The sequence below is a fragment of the Exiguobacterium sp. KKT215 genome (assembly GCF_055635335.1).
In genome coordinates this window covers 695,821-712,097 of the sequence record NZ_CM145756.1, presented here as the reverse complement: position 1 = coordinate 712,097, position 16,277 = coordinate 695,821, and the positions used below count along the sequence as shown (strand labels likewise).

The 16,277-nt window shown below is 54.2% G+C and carries 16 protein-coding genes and 1 pseudogene; 9 read left to right on the top strand and 8 right to left on the bottom strand.

The genetic code is table 11. From position 1 onward, the window contains the following. Nucleotides 1-197 precede the first annotated feature (197 nt). On the top strand, nt 198-1,328 hold the full coding sequence (locus tag ACZ2GZ_RS03775; RefSeq protein WP_408583990.1) for a GGDEF domain-containing protein: 1,131 nt from the start codon (nt 198-200) through the stop codon (nt 1,326-1,328). 27 nt (nt 1,329-1,355) lie between these two features. On the opposite strand, the gene ACZ2GZ_RS03770 is transcribed toward ACZ2GZ_RS03775, so the two are convergent. The 7 genes and pseudogenes from ACZ2GZ_RS03770 to ACZ2GZ_RS03740 form a co-directional block, all read right to left on the bottom strand. Beyond that, nucleotides 1,356-1,925, bottom strand: coding sequence for a hypothetical protein (locus ACZ2GZ_RS03770; RefSeq protein WP_214835418.1), 570 nt, complete (start codon nt 1,923-1,925; stop codon nt 1,356-1,358). A 64-nt stretch (nt 1,926-1,989) separates the two neighbouring features. Further along, nucleotides 1,990-3,648: an FAD-dependent oxidoreductase gene (locus tag ACZ2GZ_RS03765; RefSeq protein ID WP_470295569.1), complete on the bottom strand. Its 1,659-nt coding sequence runs from the start codon at nt 3,646-3,648 to the stop codon at nt 1,990-1,992. Nucleotides 3,649-3,660: 12 nt separating this feature from the next. After that, a complete protein-coding gene (locus ACZ2GZ_RS03760) occupies nt 3,661-4,947 on the bottom strand; it encodes an arsenic transporter (protein ID WP_470295568.1) in 1,287 nt (428 codons plus the stop codon). A 30-nt stretch (nt 4,948-4,977) separates the two neighbouring features. Then, nucleotides 4,978-5,256, bottom strand: a complete 279-nt coding sequence (locus ACZ2GZ_RS03755; RefSeq protein ID WP_470295567.1) for a Fe-S cluster assembly protein HesB — start codon at nt 5,254-5,256, stop codon at nt 4,978-4,980. Next, nucleotides 5,253-7,010: pseudogene (gene arsA, locus ACZ2GZ_RS03750) on the bottom strand (arsenical pump-driving ATPase). The gene ACZ2GZ_RS03755 and the pseudogene arsA overlap by 4 nt, the downstream one beginning before the upstream one ends. A gap of 14 nt (nt 7,011-7,024) precedes the next feature. Beyond that, entirely contained in the window at nt 7,025-7,384 is a 360-nt protein-coding gene (arsD, locus tag ACZ2GZ_RS03745) for an arsenite efflux transporter metallochaperone ArsD (protein WP_029594925.1), read from the bottom strand. Nucleotides 7,385-7,397: 13 nt separating this feature from the next. After that, the gene (locus ACZ2GZ_RS03740) at nt 7,398-7,715 is read right to left on the bottom strand and encodes an ArsR/SmtB family transcription factor (RefSeq protein WP_021066456.1); all 318 of its coding nucleotides are present in this window, start codon (nt 7,713-7,715) and stop codon (nt 7,398-7,400) included. Between the two features lie 225 nt (nt 7,716-7,940). On the opposite strand from ACZ2GZ_RS03740, the gene ACZ2GZ_RS03735 reads away from it, so the two are divergent. The 8 genes from ACZ2GZ_RS03735 to ACZ2GZ_RS03700 all read left to right on the top strand — a co-directional run bounded on the left by ACZ2GZ_RS03735 (nt 7,941) and on the right by ACZ2GZ_RS03700 (nt 16,037). Beyond that, entirely contained in the window at nt 7,941-9,422 is a 1,482-nt protein-coding gene (locus ACZ2GZ_RS03735) for a SulP family inorganic anion transporter (protein WP_029594923.1), read from the top strand. Between the two features lie 109 nt (nt 9,423-9,531). Then, nucleotides 9,532-9,945: a universal stress protein gene (locus ACZ2GZ_RS03730; protein ID WP_214751611.1), complete on the top strand. Its 414-nt coding sequence runs from the start codon at nt 9,532-9,534 to the stop codon at nt 9,943-9,945. Between the two features lie 106 nt (nt 9,946-10,051). After that, a complete protein-coding gene (locus ACZ2GZ_RS03725) occupies nt 10,052-10,255 on the top strand; it encodes a PLD nuclease N-terminal domain-containing protein (RefSeq protein ID WP_021066453.1) in 204 nt (67 codons plus the stop codon). Then, nucleotides 10,252-11,100, top strand: a complete 849-nt coding sequence (locus ACZ2GZ_RS03720; protein WP_131471867.1) for an ABC transporter ATP-binding protein — start codon at nt 10,252-10,254, stop codon at nt 11,098-11,100. Before ACZ2GZ_RS03725 ends, ACZ2GZ_RS03720 begins: the two co-directional genes overlap by 4 nt. Next, nucleotides 11,100-11,858 (top strand): ABC transporter permease, encoded by a 759-nt coding sequence (locus ACZ2GZ_RS03715; RefSeq protein ID WP_021066451.1) that lies wholly within the window; start codon nt 11,100-11,102, stop codon nt 11,856-11,858. The genes ACZ2GZ_RS03720 and ACZ2GZ_RS03715 overlap by 1 nt, the downstream gene beginning before the upstream one ends. Nucleotides 11,859-11,971: 113 nt before the next feature. Next, nucleotides 11,972-13,606, top strand: coding sequence for a C39 family peptidase (locus ACZ2GZ_RS03710; protein ID WP_214801072.1), 1,635 nt, complete (start codon nt 11,972-11,974; stop codon nt 13,604-13,606). A gap of 161 nt (nt 13,607-13,767) precedes the next feature. After that, nucleotides 13,768-15,003, top strand: a complete 1,236-nt coding sequence (locus tag ACZ2GZ_RS03705) for an exo-beta-N-acetylmuramidase NamZ family protein (RefSeq protein ID WP_131471861.1) — start codon at nt 13,768-13,770, stop codon at nt 15,001-15,003. A 113-nt stretch (nt 15,004-15,116) separates the two neighbouring features. Continuing rightward, entirely contained in the window at nt 15,117-16,037 is a 921-nt protein-coding gene (locus ACZ2GZ_RS03700) for a CAP domain-containing protein (RefSeq protein ID WP_214714126.1), read from the top strand. Between the two features lie 41 nt (nt 16,038-16,078). Here ACZ2GZ_RS03700 and ACZ2GZ_RS03695 read toward each other — a convergent pair whose 3' ends face one another. Further along, nucleotides 16,079-16,276, bottom strand: coding sequence for a CsbD family protein (locus tag ACZ2GZ_RS03695; protein ID WP_021066447.1), 198 nt, complete (start codon nt 16,274-16,276; stop codon nt 16,079-16,081). Between the last annotated feature and the right edge of the window lies 1 nt (nt 16,277).

The following is a 16,277-nucleotide window of genomic DNA, read 5'->3' as shown; positions in this document are numbered from 1 at the left end:
GCATGATTTTAGGAAAACGCTTACACAAAAATTGTAAACGTTTCCTTTTCGGAATTCAATGTTTTTCTAGACAAACACCTAACGCCTTCCACTTTGCGCCATCGGTTGGGAAACCCCCTCTATTTTCCATTTGAAAAACGATTGCATTATTGGTCGATTGGACTGTATATAGAAGTTAGAGGAGGAATTTTAAATATATGTCACTTACGAACCTCATTAACAACTTGATCGCCAACGCCAGTCTGTTGCTGGTCGGTCTCTATATTATTTCGCGCCTCACGAAGCTGGGCGTGACGACGAAGCTCCCGCTCCGGCGTCAAGTCACCATCTCCTTCTTACTTGCCGGGCTATCGATTGTGATCACCCTGCACGGCGTGTTGTGGAACGCGCAGGCCGACTTTCAATACGGATTTGTCCCCATCATCATGTCGGCGCTCTACTTCGGCCTGCCGGGTGTACGGATCACGTATGTCGCGAGCATTCTCGTTTTGCCGTTCATCTTGAGCGAGACGCTTTTGTTGATCACGTTTCTCGACTACACGCTCGCCGCATCGATTGCTGTCGCTTTCCTATGGTTCCGTGAACGAATCAAACCGGCGCGGGACATCCGAATCGTCAATGCGATCAGCCTCGGATTCATCTCGTTGTTCTCGCTGTTAAACGTCAGCACTTATAATCAAATCGAAACGTATGTGATGACGCTCCTCGCCTTCATCACCATCGGGTACTCGGCCGGATTCCTTCTCCATATCGTCTACGGGGGCATCCATAAAATCCAACGCTCGGAACGGCTCATTTCAAAATATAAAGAAGCGGCCTTCACCGACTCGTTGACCGGACTTGGCAATCGCCGCCGCTTCGAAGAAGAGATGAAGCGCGTCGACGAGGAAGTGTTCAATGGAACGCAAGACGTCGCCTTGCTCTTCCTCGACATCGATCATTTCAAATCGATTAACGATACGTACGGCCATGATGCCGGTGATGCCATCTTGGTCGAATTAGGCAACCGGTTGACGAAGACGGCCCGGACCGATGACATGGTCTGCCGCAACGGCGGCGAAGAATTCTCGGTTTTATTGGCTGACTGCACGTTGTCGCAAGGGTTCGTCATTGGCAAACGCTATTTGCGGCAAATCGCCGAAACGCCGTTCTTATTGCCGGACGGATCCTTCATTGACGTCACCGTCTCCATCGGCATCGCCAGCACGTCAGAGTCCAAAATCGCCACGTCGAGCCAACTGATTAAAAAAGCCGACGTCGGCTTATATGTCGCCAAACGGAGCGGACGCAACCGACTCGGCAAGTGGAACGAAAAGAAAGCGAACTAACCCCTGATGCGCGGCATCAGGGGTTCATTATAGTTTCTTCCATTCTTCTAACGCCTCTAAGTACCAACGATAGCTCAGCTTGAACTCTTCGTCTGTCACATCCGGCGGCCACAACGAGCGCGGGATGAGCCCGGTGAATTTTGCTGCGCCGGTATGTGCATAGATATAAGAGACAACTTGTGTTGACATATCCCTCGTCAGAAAACCTGTCACGAACTTTCCGTCCTTACTTTCGAATATGATGTCGAGTCGGCGCCCTTCCATCTCGTCGAGGATCAACTGATTGTATCGTCGATGCGCCTCGTCCTTATGTTTATACACCATCCCACGTCGTGCGTTATCGTCTCGTTCCCAGCGATGGTCCTTTTTTTCCTTTTCCGTAAAGATTTTATCAATCATACGCGGGTCATCAATCGTTAAGCAACAAAAGATATGGTCATACGACAACTGATCATCGTTCACCAAGTCCATGATGTCTGCTTTTGGGATGACGCGTGCCTTATAGCGGACCATCACTCGACGGACGACCTCCTCCTTCTCAAAGATGAGCCACTGCTTTCTCCGTTCGAACTTCTCATGTAACAGCTTATAGTTCATCTGATTCACCTCATGATTCAGCATACCAAAAAACGGCGTCCGAATGGTTCGGACGCCGTCTGTGTTAGTTCCCGTATTTTTTAAAGAGTTGATAATTCTTGTTCCCACCTGACAAGTTGTAAACGTCGGTGAAACCGAGGTTACGGAGCACGTTTTGGGCCGCGTTCCCCGTCACCCCGCCATTGCAGTACACGACGGTCGGCTTGTCTTTGTCCATGTCCTTGGCGGCTTCGCGCAAGTTACCGAGCGGGATGTTGACCGCACAGTCGACACACGCTTTCTCGAACTGTGCCGCTTTACGCGTATCGATAATCTGCATGTCTTCACCCGCATCGATCCGCTTCTGCAGTTCGGCTGGTGTGATGAGTCGCGCCGATTGATTCATACTGTTCGCGAGCGCCATGCCCGTGTACATGACCGGGTCTTTCGTCGTCGAGAACGGCGGCGCGTACGCGAGATCGAGATGGAACAAATCATCGACTTTCGCCTTGAACGTGATGGCCGTGACGAATACGTCGATGCGCTTGTCGACACCTTCAAAGCCGACAATTTGAACGCCTAGCAGTTGGCGTGTCGCTCGGTCGCCGATTGCTTTAATCGTCATGTCTTTTCCGCCCATATAGGCCGGCTTGTCCGGTTTCGTGTTATGGAGCACTTCGATGTCGTATCCGAGCTCGCGGGCCTCACGTTCCGATAGACCGGTCTGCGCAACGGCTTGGCCGAACACCTTGAAGATGCCTGTGCCGAGGATGCCACGGTGTTCAAGGTCGCCGCCTGTGATGAGGTCCCCAAGGGCACGGCCCATCTTGTTCGCCGTCGAACCGAGCGGACGCCAAATCGGTTTGCCCGTGACGAGCGAGAAACTTTCAGCGACATCGCCAGCCGCATAGACGTTCTTCACGTTCGTCTCCATCCGCTCATTGATGGCGATCGCACCCGTCTCGCCGATTGTGACACCGATTGATTTCGCCAGCTCCGTGTTCGGACGGACACCGACGGAGAGGATGACAAGGTCCGTATCAATTGTCTTGCCACTTTCCGTGACAACGCGTTCGACATGACCATCACCGACGAGTTCCGTCACCGTCTCACCGAGCATGAGCTCGATGCCGTTCATCTCGAGGTGATCCTCGACGCGACAAGCCATATCTTTGTCGAGTGGTGGCATCACTTGCGGGATGCGCTCGATGACCGTGACATCGACGCCACGTAGCTTGAGCTGCTCGGCCATCTCGAGTCCGATGAACCCGGCGCCGATGATGGTTGCATGTTTCGGGTTCGTCGCATCGACGAAGTTACGTGTCGCTTCCGCGTTCTGAATGTTACGGATTGGGAACACGTTGTCCGAATCGACACCCGGAATCGGCGGGATGATGCTCGAGGCACCTGTCGCGAGGACCAACGAATCATAGCTGTCCGTGAACGATTCGCCCGTCTCAAGGTTCTCGACCGTGACCGTCTGTGCGTCGGCATCGACTGCCGTCACGTTATGACGTGTCATGACGTCGATGTTGTAGCGCTTCTTGAAGAACGCCGCATCGCGAGGCGTCAAATCGTCGCGCGACTCGACTTCACCGCCGACATAATACGGAATGCCGCAACCTGAGTAAGAGATATCGTAGTCGCGGTCGTAAATCGTAATCTGTGCGTCTTCGTTGTTACGACGTGCCTTTGCCGCGACCGACGTACCGGCGGCAACTGAACCGATAATGACCAATTTCATAATAAACACTCCTTAGTAAAGTAGTAGGCTGATGTATAGTCCAAGCAACGTGATGGCGAGCGTCGGAATCGTCAAGATGATCCCGACTTTAAAGTATTGACCCCAACCGATTTTAAGCCCTTTCGTACGGAGCACGTGAAGCCAAAGTAGCGTCGCGAGCGACCCGATCGGTGTAATCTTTGGACCGAGATCGGACCCGATGACGTTCGCATAGATGAGCGCTTCCCGAATCTGACCGGTCGTAGTCGTCAAATCGATGGCGAGCGCGTCAATCATGACGGTCGGCATATTGTTCATGACCGATGATAAGATGGCAGCCAAGAAGCCCATCCCGAACGTGGCGCTGAAGGCGTTCACGGCGAACCAGTCGATGAAGTTGGCGAGCACTTGCGTCAGTCCCGCGTTTTGCAGACCGTAGACGACGATATACATCCCGAGCGAGAAGAAGACAATCGCCCAAGGCGCCCCGCGTAGGACGGACCGGGTCGGCACGGCCGGTGAACGATTCGCCATGATGAGGAAGAATAACGAAATAATCCCCGCGACGAGCGAGACCGGGATGCCGACGATATCGCTTGTGAAGTATCCGATGACGAGAAGTGCGAGCACGACCCACGACAAACGGAACATTTTATGGTCTTTGATGACCGAGGTCGGCTCGACGAGTTTCGATAAATCGTACTGCTTCGGAATGTCCTTTTTGAAATACAAATACAAGACAAGTAAACTTCCGCTGACGGCGAAGACGTTGACGAACACCATCCGCGCCGCATATTCGGCGAAACCGATGCCGAAGAAGTCGGCCGAGACGATATTGACGAGGTTCGAGACGACGAACGGCAGACTCGCCGTATCAGCGATGAACCCAGACGCCATGACGTATGCCAAGACGACCGCATCCGGAAGCTTGAGCGCCCGCACCATGGCGAGGACAATCGGCGTCAAGATGAGCGCCGCCCCGTCATTCGCGAACAACGCCGCGACGAGCGCACCGAGCAACGTGATATAGACGAACAGCTTGACGCCGCCGCCTTTGGCGATGCGGGCCATATGTAAGGCAGCCCATTCAAAGAATCCAATCTCGTCCAAGATGAGCGAGATGATGATGATGGCGATGAACGTGAACGTCGCGTTCCAAATGATTCCCCAGACAGTACCGACGTCATCCAAATTGACGACCCCAGTGAGAAGGGCGATGACCGCCATCCCCATCGCCGAGTAACCGATGCCGAGGCCTTTCGGTTGCTTGATGATGAGGAAGAGCGTCACCAAAAAGATAATACTAGCAATCCACTGCACAATGAGTTCCTCCAATAATTCTCTATTTGTTTAGCAAGTCTGTTGCAAACCGCGAAGCACGAGGCTAACGCCGTCTTCTGTCGACTCGACGTCGAGCGTGACGTTTTCCGCCATGGCTTCGGCGTCGTTCGCGACGGCGAACGTGAGGCCGTCGAAATCTTTGACGTCATCCGTCGCTTCCGGAGCGGCGACGACGAGACCGAGCGTCGGTCCACAGCACCCGGCTTCCGTACAGATACGAACTGATTTGATTTCCTCTTCAACCAGTGCGTCTTTCATAAAATCGATGGCTTCATTCGTGATGTTCATGTAACTTCCTCCTTGAGTAGTTGTGACAGTGCCGGATAACCGACCGGCAGTTGTTCTTGCCATGCGAGTAACGTCGGTCGCGGATAAGCGTTCACCCGCTCAAGCCATGGCGCCTCGCTCGCGACTTTTGCCGTCAGCAGCTTGCTTGTCACATCGAGCGGTGTGAACGATTGGTTGACGACCCAGGCGAACGGTTGAATCTCGGCCCGTTCCAAGTCAGCGACGAGCCGTTCGGCTTCATACACCGGTGTCGCTTCAGGCAGCGTCGTGATGATGACGTGTGTCTGTTTCGGATCGCGCAGTTTCGGTAAAAGCTCGCGAACCGCTTCCGGGACGACCCCGGTCGATCGTTCGAGTTCGCGGTGATAACTCTCGGTCGCATCCAACAAAAGAAGCGTATGACCTGTCGGCGCCGTATCGATGACGACGAAGCGGTCTTTCGCTTTCGCCACTTGATCGGCGAAGGCGCGGAAGACGGCAATCTCCTCGGTGCACGGGGAGCGCAAGTCCTCTTCGAGCATCATGCGCTGCTCGTCGTTCAGATCCCCCGCTTCCCGGAACACGTCCATCCGGTACTTCTCGATTTCGACTTTTGGGTCAATCGCATCGACGGTGAACGTATCTGGGACATCTAACCCGATTGTGAAAGCCACATGTGCGGCCGGGTCTGTCGTCGTTAAATGGACGGCGTGTCCTCGCTCACTGAGCGCGACGGCGACAAGCGAGGCGAGCGTCGTCTTGCCGACCCCACCTTTCCCCATCGTCATGATGACGCTCGGTCCATCCATCTCGATTTCATCGACGAGTCGGTCGATTGAGCCATAATGACTCGTGTCATAACGTGTAGTTGGGACGGTGGCCGTCTCCCCGTTTACCCAGCGTCGAAGCGCCGGGACACCGACGAGGTTCTCGTACGCATATGACAGCGTGAACGTCTCGAGGTCGGCGACACCTTTCGGAAGTTCGTGGAGCGCCTGTTGTTGACGCTCGATGAACCGTTTCGTATAGCGGTCCGTCCCTTCGTCTGATGCGACGACGCCGTTGATGACAAGTTGCATCCGCTCGATGCCAATCGCGTGAAGCTCGGTCGCGGCACGCGCCGCCTCGACGAGCGTCGATGTCTCGGGACGGGCGACGAGCAACAATGTCGTCTCGCTGCCGTCGGTGAGCGTCTCGACAGCCCGTTTGTATTGCAGTTGCTTGTCGGCCAGACCAGCGAGCGGACCGAGGCACGACGCACCGGTCGTATTCGTCTCTAAAAATTCATCCCACGCACTCGGCAACGTCAACAACCGCAACGTGTGACCGGTCGGGGCTGTATCAAAGATGACGTGATTGTATGTCTCACGTGCCGACTCGGACGTCAACAGCTCGGTGAACTGGTCGAACGCCGCGATCTCGACCGTGCAGGCCCCCGATAGTTGCTCTTCCATCGACTGGATGGCCACGTCCGGAAGGACACCGCGATACGGGCCGACCATCCGTTCCATGTACTGCTTCGCCGCCTCTTCCGGGTCGAAGTTCGCGATGAACAGACCGGTTCCCGGGACGAGGCGTGGTGTCTCGTCGAGCTACATCTCGAACACGTCCTGAAGGTTGCTCGCAGGGTCGGTCGACACGAGCAAGACTCGCTTACCGCGGTCAGCAAGCGTCAACGCGAGGCTCGAAGCCGTCGACGTCTTGCCGACACCGCCTTTACCGGTCAAAAACACATAGCGCGTTGGTTCGATTGTCGTGAAATCAAAGCGATTCATCATGACCCGCCTCCTTATTTTTTAAGCGTGATGCGGACTTTCGGCTTTTCGCCATCTTGTTTCGCGAACGCTTCGACAGGGAGTCCTGTCAACTCGGCAATCTCCTCGTTCGTCATGTAAGCGCCTCGTTTGACGACGGCACCGTCGACGACCGTAAGTGGGAGCGTCTCAAGGCCGTTCGCGATTTCAGCTTGAACATGGACGTTCTCGACGAATCGGTTCGGCTCGGAGGCAAGGTTATAACGGGCCACATCAAAGCCGCGTTGTTTTAATACGTAATGGATGGTCGCAATCCGCGTCAGCTCCGGATCGATTGAAGGACCACAAAGTCCGGTCGGGCAGCACATGGCTGGTTCGAATACTTCAAGTTTCATCGTTGACTCCTCCTTAAATCGCACAGTCCGTTTCGCAGTCACAATTCGCCTCGACCGTCTCGATTTTGTCGAGCAAATCGATGACGATTGAGTAGAATGGGCTCGTCTCGTTCAATCGATAGTGAATCCATTGCTTGTCGCGGCGCTCTAACAGGAGCCCTGCTTGCCGCATCATCTTCAAGTGGCGGCTGATGGCCGGTTGCGAAATGTCGAAACAATCAACAAAACTGCAGGCACATTGCTCTCCGCCTTGCATTTGTTTGAGCATCGTCAAACGGGTCGGGTCGGCGAGCACTTTGAGCACTTTACTTAAATCATCTACCGTATGCATCGTCATTCTCCTTCTCTGTATAACAAATCCGTTATATAACCTTTACGTTATGAAAATACCATAGTTTCTCATGCGGAGCAATTGTCTTCTCGTAAAAAGTTCGGTATGATGGAACACGTTGTGAAAACATGTGTCGGTCGAACGACTTCTCTCATATAATGCGGCGTTTGATCTTCGTGAGACTCGGAGATCAAAGTCAAAAAATATATAGAGAGGTGTGTTCTTTTGGAAAAATTGAATACGATTAAACAAGATTGGCTCGGCAACGTCCGGGCCGACGTCCTAGCCGGCTTCGTCGTCGCACTCGCCCTCATCCCTGAGGCGATTGCGTTCTCGCTCATCGCTGGGGTCGATCCGATGGTCGGGCTCTATGCGTCGTTTATCATCGCGATGGTCATCTCGATTGCCGGTGGGCGTCCGGCCATGATTTCGGCTGCGACCGGTGCGATGGCGCTCGTCATCGTCTCGCTCGTCGCCGATTACGGGTTGCAGTATTTACTCGCTGCCGGGATTCTCGCCGGAATCATTCAAATTGCGCTCGGCTATTTCGGCATCGCCCGCTTGATGAAGTTCATCCCGCGCGCCGTCATGGTCGGCTTCGTCAATGCCTTGGCGATTTTGATCTTCCAGGCGCAATTGACGAACTTTGAAGGTGAGAGCTGGATTATCTGGGCGCTCGTCATTGGATCGCTCGCCATCATCTTCTTGTTCCCACGCATCAACAAAGTCATCCCGGCACCGCTCGTCGCCATCGTCGTCATGACGATTCTGGCGGTCACGCTCGGACTCGAGACGAAAAACATTAGCGACATGGGTACGATTTCAGCAACGCTCCCGGAATTTTTATTCCCGAACGTCCCGTTGACGTTTGAGACGTTGATGATCATCCTTCCCTACTCGATCTCCCTCGCCTTCGTCGGATTGATCGAGTCGCTGTTGACGGCACAAATCGTCGATGACATGACGGGCACGGATTCGAACAAGAACCGAGAATCAAAAGGACAAGGTATCGCCAACATCATCGCCGGTCTCTTCGGCGGGATGCCAGGGTGTGCGATGATCGGTCAATCGGTCATCAACGTCTCGTCCGGTGCTCGCGGCCGTCTGTCGACGTTCGTCGCCGGACTCGCGTTATTCATCATGATCATGACGATGAGTGACGTGTTGATGCTCATCCCGGTCGGCGCCCTTGTCGGTGTCATGTTCTTTGTCTCGTATGCGACGTTTGACTGGGGCTCGCTCAAAGCGATGCGCACCGCTCAAAAATCGGATACGGTCGTCATGCTCGTGACGGTGCTCGTCACGGTCGTCACGCACGACTTGTCACTCGGTGTGTTCGCCGGGATCTTGACGGCAGCCATCCTGTTCGCCGCAAAAATCTCGAAAGTCGAACTTGACCGCAGTGTAGACGCCGACCGTGCCCGCTACGTCGTGAACGGTCAGCTCTTCTTCGCTTCGACGTCCGAGTTCGTCAATCAGTTCGATGTGACCGAAGACGCCGAAGCCGGGATCAAACATGTCACAATCGACTTCTCGAACACGCATCTATGGGACGATTCGGCCATCGGTGCCATCGATAAAGTTGTCTTCAAGTACCGTGAAGTCGGGATCGAGCCGGAACTGTTGAACTTGAACAAAGATTCAGAGAAACTGCTCAATACGCTCGCGCTGCACTTGAAGCAACAAGAAACAAGCGTCGGCCATTGATTCAATTTCTTCGGGAGTGAACATTCACGTTCGCTTCCTTTTTTATATCCATGGCTCTAGTAAATCGCATATACTAAAAGTAGATTGTGTGAAAGAGGAGGACGTTTCAATGGGAAAGGTATTTTTAGCGGCAGACGGATCTGCCCACTCGAAGCGGGCACTTGAGAAAGCGATTCAGCTCGCCAAGGCATCAGACGCATCCATCGACATCGTCCATGTCGTCAGCGCCAAAGAATCGAAAGAAGCCGCACTCAACTCGACCGGAAAAATCGATCTTGAAACGAAGCGCCAGCAGATGTTGCAACCGCTCTTCGATCAAATCGTTGCAGCCGGGCTTGAGTATGAATATATTGAACTTCGCGGGGAGCCGGACGTCGAGCTCGTCAAATATGCGAACCATCAACCGTACGAGTACGTCGTCGTCGGTTCACGCGGACTGAACACGTTTCAAGAGTTCGTGCTCGGCAGCGTCAGCCATAAGCTCGCCAAACGCGCCCTCGCCCCGGTCATCATCGTCAAATGATCGTCACCCTTTCTTTACGGAGAAAGGGCTTTTTTCTGTTCCATACAGGAAATAGGTCCTATATGTGGAATGGAATAGTGAACTCATTTATGAAGGAGGAACCTAATTGGACATTACCAATGACTCAAATTTATTGCTCATCCTCTTGCCATTGCTCGTGTTGCAACTCATCTTGCTCGTCGTCGCCTTGATTGATTTGCTCAAACGGCAAGAAACGAATGGACCGAAATGGGTATGGCTTCTCGTCATCCTATTCATCAACATCCTCGGGCCGATCGTCTACTTCCTATGGGGACGGACGAAGCGATGAACGTCACCCAACTGACGAAACGATTCGGCACGTTCACCGCGCTCGACGACGTCAGCTTCTCGCTCCGCCCCGGCTGTACCTCGCTCCTTGGTGAGAACGGGGCCGGCAAGACGACACTGCTCAATATGATTGCCCGCGTGACGACACCGACGTCCGGACAGATCGTCGGACATGACGCTATCCGCATCGGCTATCTGCCACAGCGACCGGCGCTCTATCCATCGCTCACACCGGTCGAGACGATTCGCTATGCGGCCGAGTTGACCGGCGTCACGAATGTCGACCCGGTCCATCTGTTGAAACGGGTCGGACTCGAGCCCGTCGATCGACCGGCGGCACACTTGTCCGGCGGCATGCGGCAACGGCTCGGCATCGCCCAGGCGCTCGTGCATGACCCGGAGCTGTTACTGCTCGATGAACCCGTCTCGGCGCTCGACCCGCGCGGCCGCCGGGAAGTACTCGACCTCTTAAGCGACTTGAAACGAGAGCGGATGATTCTCTATTCGACGCACGTGCTCCCCGATGCCGAGGAAGCGAGCGACTGGGTACTCCTGCTCCGGCAAGGTCGCCTGCTCATGGAAGGGACCGTGACCGATTTACTCGGCTCGAAGTCCTCGATTCAAGTCCGTCTGTTCAATGACGTCGTGACGGAGGATGAGTGGCGAACGCTCCCGGGTGTCAGCCACGTCACCCGCTCCGGGACGACATGGGAACTGGAGACGGACGCGAAAGACGTGACGGAACGAGCGTTGCTGCAGCTGCTGCTGGAGCGCGGTCTAAGACTCCAATCGCTCCATGTCGGGCATCCATCGCTCGAGTCACTCTTTTTGGAGGTGAACGCCTGATGAAACTGGCCATCTTCAAACAAGAGTGGAAAGAGTCATGGCGCAATAAACGGATGATTTGGGTACCGATTGCCTTGATGTTGCTTGCGGCGATGCAACCGCTCACGCTTTATTTCCTCCCGGACATCTTGGCCTCGGGCGGCAACCTGCCGGACGGGGCGGTCATCGAAATTCCGACCCCGTCACCAGAAGAAGTGCTCATGTCGGCGAGCGAACAGTTGCGACAAATCGGCCTGCTCGTCGTGCTGTTATCCGCCATGCATACGTTCAGTCACGAACGGTCGCTCGGCACGCTCGCCTGGCTCAAGTCGCTCAAGATTCCGGGCACGCGCATTGTCCTCAGCAAATGGGGACATTATTCGCTACTCGCCGTCGTCGCCATCGGCCTCGCCCAATTGAGCGCCGCCTACTATACAATCGTTTTGTTCGATTCGTTCGACGTCACCGATTTCTTGATCGCGACCGGGCTGCTCATGCTCCATTTCGTCGTCCAGCTATCGATTTTCTTCTTGTTCGCAGCGTTGCTCGAGAGCGGCCTCGTCGCCCTTGTCATCACGCTCGCCCTCCACTTCATCATGTCACTCCTTCTCGGGTGGCTCGAGTGGGACTGGATGCCGTGGCGGCTCGGCTCGTTATCGGCCGAAGTGCTCATGGGCGAGAGTTTACTCGTTTGGCCGATCGTCAGCAGCGTCTTGTTGATTGGCGCGACGCTCTTCGTCGCCTCGAAACGGTTGTTGTTCATAAGCCGTTCGTCCTGATGTAACACCTTCTCAAAATAGTCCTTTAGCCGCCGAGTCAGGGCGGCTTTTCTCATGTATACTTAATTTACAAAATAATTCCAATTTTGCAATTCGATTGTGGAGGAACGACTATGAAGTGGAGTCATGTAGTTGCAGGTTTGGCCATCAGTATGAGCATCATCCTCAGTAACGACCACGTCCATGCCGCGGCCGGGTTTCAAACGACGACGACGGGAACGGTCTATACGACAGAAGACGGCACGGTGCTGACCGGCTGGCAAGTGATTGACGGCAAGACGTACTATTTCGCGGCAGATGGGACGATGGCCGTCGGTTGGCAAGCAATCGATGGCGCTACATATTATTTTGAAACGGACGGTGTGCTCGTCACCGGGCGCTATTCGATTGACGGGGCGATCTACTTGTTCGCCGCCGACGGGAAGCAGCTGAAAGGCTGGCAACAACTCACGAACGGTCTCTATTACTTCAAATCGAATGGCGTCATGGCGACCGGCTTTTTGACCGTGGACGGGAAACGCTACTTGTTCTCTCTTGAAGGGAAACGGTTGAGCGGTTGGCAAACCGTCAACGGCGTGAAGCATTACATATTCGAAAACGGAACGATTCGGTCGGGCATGTACACGATCAACGGTAAGAAATACTTGCTCTTGAAAGACGGACAGGTCGCGACCGGCTGGCACCAAATCGGCACGCGCCACTACTACTTCGGTACAAGCGGTGTACGCCAGCACGGGCTGAAAAAGATTGGGACGACCGTTTACGGTTTCCACGAGACGTACGGCTATCGGTTGGCCGGCGTTCAAAAAGTCGCCTCTCGCTATTACTATTTCGGGACGGACGGAAAACGTCGCTACGGCCTGCAGACGATTGACGGCAAAGTGTACGGGTTCCATCCCGTCTACGGCTATCGTTTGCAAGGAAAACACAAGGTCGGGACTCGCTATTACTACTTCCACTCGACCGGCGTCCGTGAGACTGGTTGGAAATATACGACGCAATACGAATATTTTGCACCGACCTTGACGAAGAAGACAGATTGGCAAGTCATCAACGGCAAATGGTATTTCTTCGATCTGTCGGGCGTCATGTATAAGAACAAACGCATCGGTAACGCCGCGTTCGATGCCCGGGGCGCCTATAGCAACCCGCTCTCCACCTATAAGATGAGCGTGCCGCTCTATCGTCAATTTGCTATGGGCTACCCGTCCGGCTGCGAGTTCTTCTCGCTCAAGATGGCGCTCGAGAAAAAAGGACGCGTCGTCAGCGCCGAGACGCTATATCGGGAGATGCCGAAAAGCATGTGGAACGCCCGCTATGAGAATCGGCTCTACCGCTGGGTCGACCCGAACGTCATGTTCACAGGCGACCCGAAAGGCAAGCTCAGCAAATATCGCAACTACGGCATTTATCCGAAAGGCATGATCAATTTCTCGAGCAAATACCGGCCTGTGAAAGACTTGTCCGGCCAAGGATTATCTTCAATCGAGCGCGAGCTGTCACTCGGCAATCCGGTCATCGTCTGGGCAAGCGTCGACTTTAAACAGCCTTACGGTCACTTCAATTGGTATACCGCTTCGAACAAAAAATTCACCGGTTTCGTCAATTATCATGTCATGCTCGCGACGGGCTATGACAAGAACAACCTCTATATCAACGACCCGTACCGCGGTCGCCTTGTCATCCCGAAAAGCCAAGTTAGCTCTGTCATGGGCGCGACGGGATGGAAAGCACTTGCCGTACGATAATCGACCAGCCATCGGAGAAATCCGGTGGCTTTTTAGGTACAACGAATCAAATTCAGAAATAAAATTTCCTATTTTATTCACTTTATATTGAATTAAAAATACAGAATGGTACACTTTCCAATAAGTAGTAAAGCGCTTACATTCATGAAGGAGGAAAAGTTATGAAGAAATGGATTGGTGGCCTCGCCGCCCTCACGCTCGTCACGTCATCTGTCATGTTGCTCGATGCCGATGCCAAGTCAGAGCCGAAGAAACCGAAAGTCGAACTCGGGGTCGACCGGTTGATGGACAATCCTGAAATCTTGGCCGGTAAACGAGTCGGACTGATCACGAATCCGACCGGAATCGATGCCAACATGACGAGCATCGTCGACTTGTTTCATAACTCAGATGATTTCGAATTGACGGCACTGTACGGACCAGAACACGGTGTCCGCGGTGATGCGCAAGCCGGATCGACGATCAGTTCATATATCGACGAAGTGACGGGACTCCCCGTCTATAGTCTGTATGGAGCGACGAAAAAACCGACGGCCGAGATGCTCAAAGACGTCGATGTGCTCGTCTTCGACATTCAGGACGTCGGCACACGCTTCTATACGTACATCTATACGATGGCGTATGCGATGGAAGCCGCAGCCGAGAATGGCATCCCGTTCGTCGTCCTTGATCGTCCAAACCCGCAAGGTGGCCTCCGCGTCGAAGGTCCAGTGCTCAACCCGGCCTATTCGAGCTTCATCGGCCTCTATCCGATCCCGCTCAAGCATGGGATGACCGTCGGTGAGCTCGCACGCTTGTTCAATTCGGAGTATCAGATTCAAGCCGACCTCGAAGTCGTCAAGATGAAGGGTTGGAAGCGCTCGATGCTGTACGAGGATACGGGACTCCCGTTCGTCATGCCGTCACCGAACATGCCGACGACGGACACGGTCAACGTCTATCCGGCGACCGGTCTGTTCGAAGGGACGAACCTGTCAGAAGGACGCGGCACAACGAAACCGTTCCAATTGATTGGCGCCCCTTACGTGAAGGCGCATGACTATGCTAAGACGCTGAACGCGCTCGAGCTTCCGGGCGTCACGTTCCGTGCCGCCTCGTTCACGCCGACGTTCTCGAAGAACGCGGGCAAACTGTCGCACGGCGTCGAGGTGTACGTCACAGAGCCGACGAAGTTCGAAGCGGTCAAGACCGGTATCGCCATGGTCAAGACGGCGCACGACCTGTATCCGGACGAGTTCGAGTTCCTCTCAAACGACTTCATCACGAAGCTGACCGGGAACGCCTACGTGAAAGACATGATTCTCGCCGGCGAGTCGCTTGAGGCGATCATGACGAAAGTCGATGCCGAGCGCGATGCGTTCTTGCCGATTCGGAAAGAGTATTTGTTGTATAAATAAGGAGCAGGCAGGCTCACTTGAGTCTGCCTCTTTTTGTAATCAAATGGTAATACCCATTCCCGCCCTATTCAATATATTATATGGTTATATTATCGAAAAAGGAGCTTCCCATTTTGAAAAAATCTGCCTCAGTCTTGCTCGCTGCCGCCTTAGCGACCGCGTTCACATTTACCCCGACGTCCCCGCTCACCGTCAATCCGATCACGGTCGAAGCCTCATATCGTGAGACGGCCGTCAACACGAAAGGTTCCGTTACGGGAATCAGTCAAATCAACGTCCGAAAAACACCGTCAAGCTCAGCGACGAGTGTAGGTAAAATTGTTCGCGACGGCACGATAATGGTCCGGACGTCATTTACGACGAACGGGGCCCGCTGGTACAAAATCCAATGGGGCACGGGGTACGGTTACGTTCCGGCCACGTATATCAAGCTGTCGACAGCCGAAGTCGCGTTCACGAAGGCGACGTACGTCGCCCCATCGAGCGTCTACTTAAAGTCGCGTCCGCTCACGACCTCGTCGAACGTCGTGTTCTTGCGCCAAGGAATGAAGCTTGAGACGATCTCGTATCGTTACACAGGCACGACGCGTTGGTATAAAGTGAACATCGGCACGAAGACGGGGTATATTTTGGCGAAACACATCACGTTCAAAGCCCCGGCGAGCGGTGTCTTGGCCGAGACGAACGAAGAGCGTCAGACGGCTGGCTTATCGGCGCTCGCAGCGTCGGGCGAAGCGAACCGTGTCGCCCAAGTCCGGGCCGACGAGATGGCACAGACGGGCCAGTTCTCGCATCAGCTCCGTGAGAACGGGAGCCCAGGGGACACGCTCGATGCCTACGATGTCAGCTATCGTGGTTGGGGTGAGAACATCTATATGGGGTCGAACGACCCAGGCGCAGCGGTGAACGCCTGGATGAACTCGAGCGGCCACCGCGCCAACATCTTGAACGGGAACTTCACGCACCTCGGTGTCGGCAAGGCCAAGAACGCGCAAGGCTCGACGATTCATGTCCAAGTCTTTTTGACCAAATGAAAAAACGGGAAGTCGCTATTGTCGCGACTTCCCGTTTTGTATTAGCGGCGTTCGTCTTTCAGGCTTTCGAGGTTTTGTTGGGCTTGGCCGGTCTTCTCTTTGGCCGTACCCTTCACTTGATCTTTCTGGCCTTCACGCTTGAGCGATTGATTGTCCGTCGCTTTGCCAACCGCTTCTTTCGCTTTGCCTGCCGCTTTATCGATCAAACCATCAACTTTTTTGTTTAGTCCGTCTTTCATG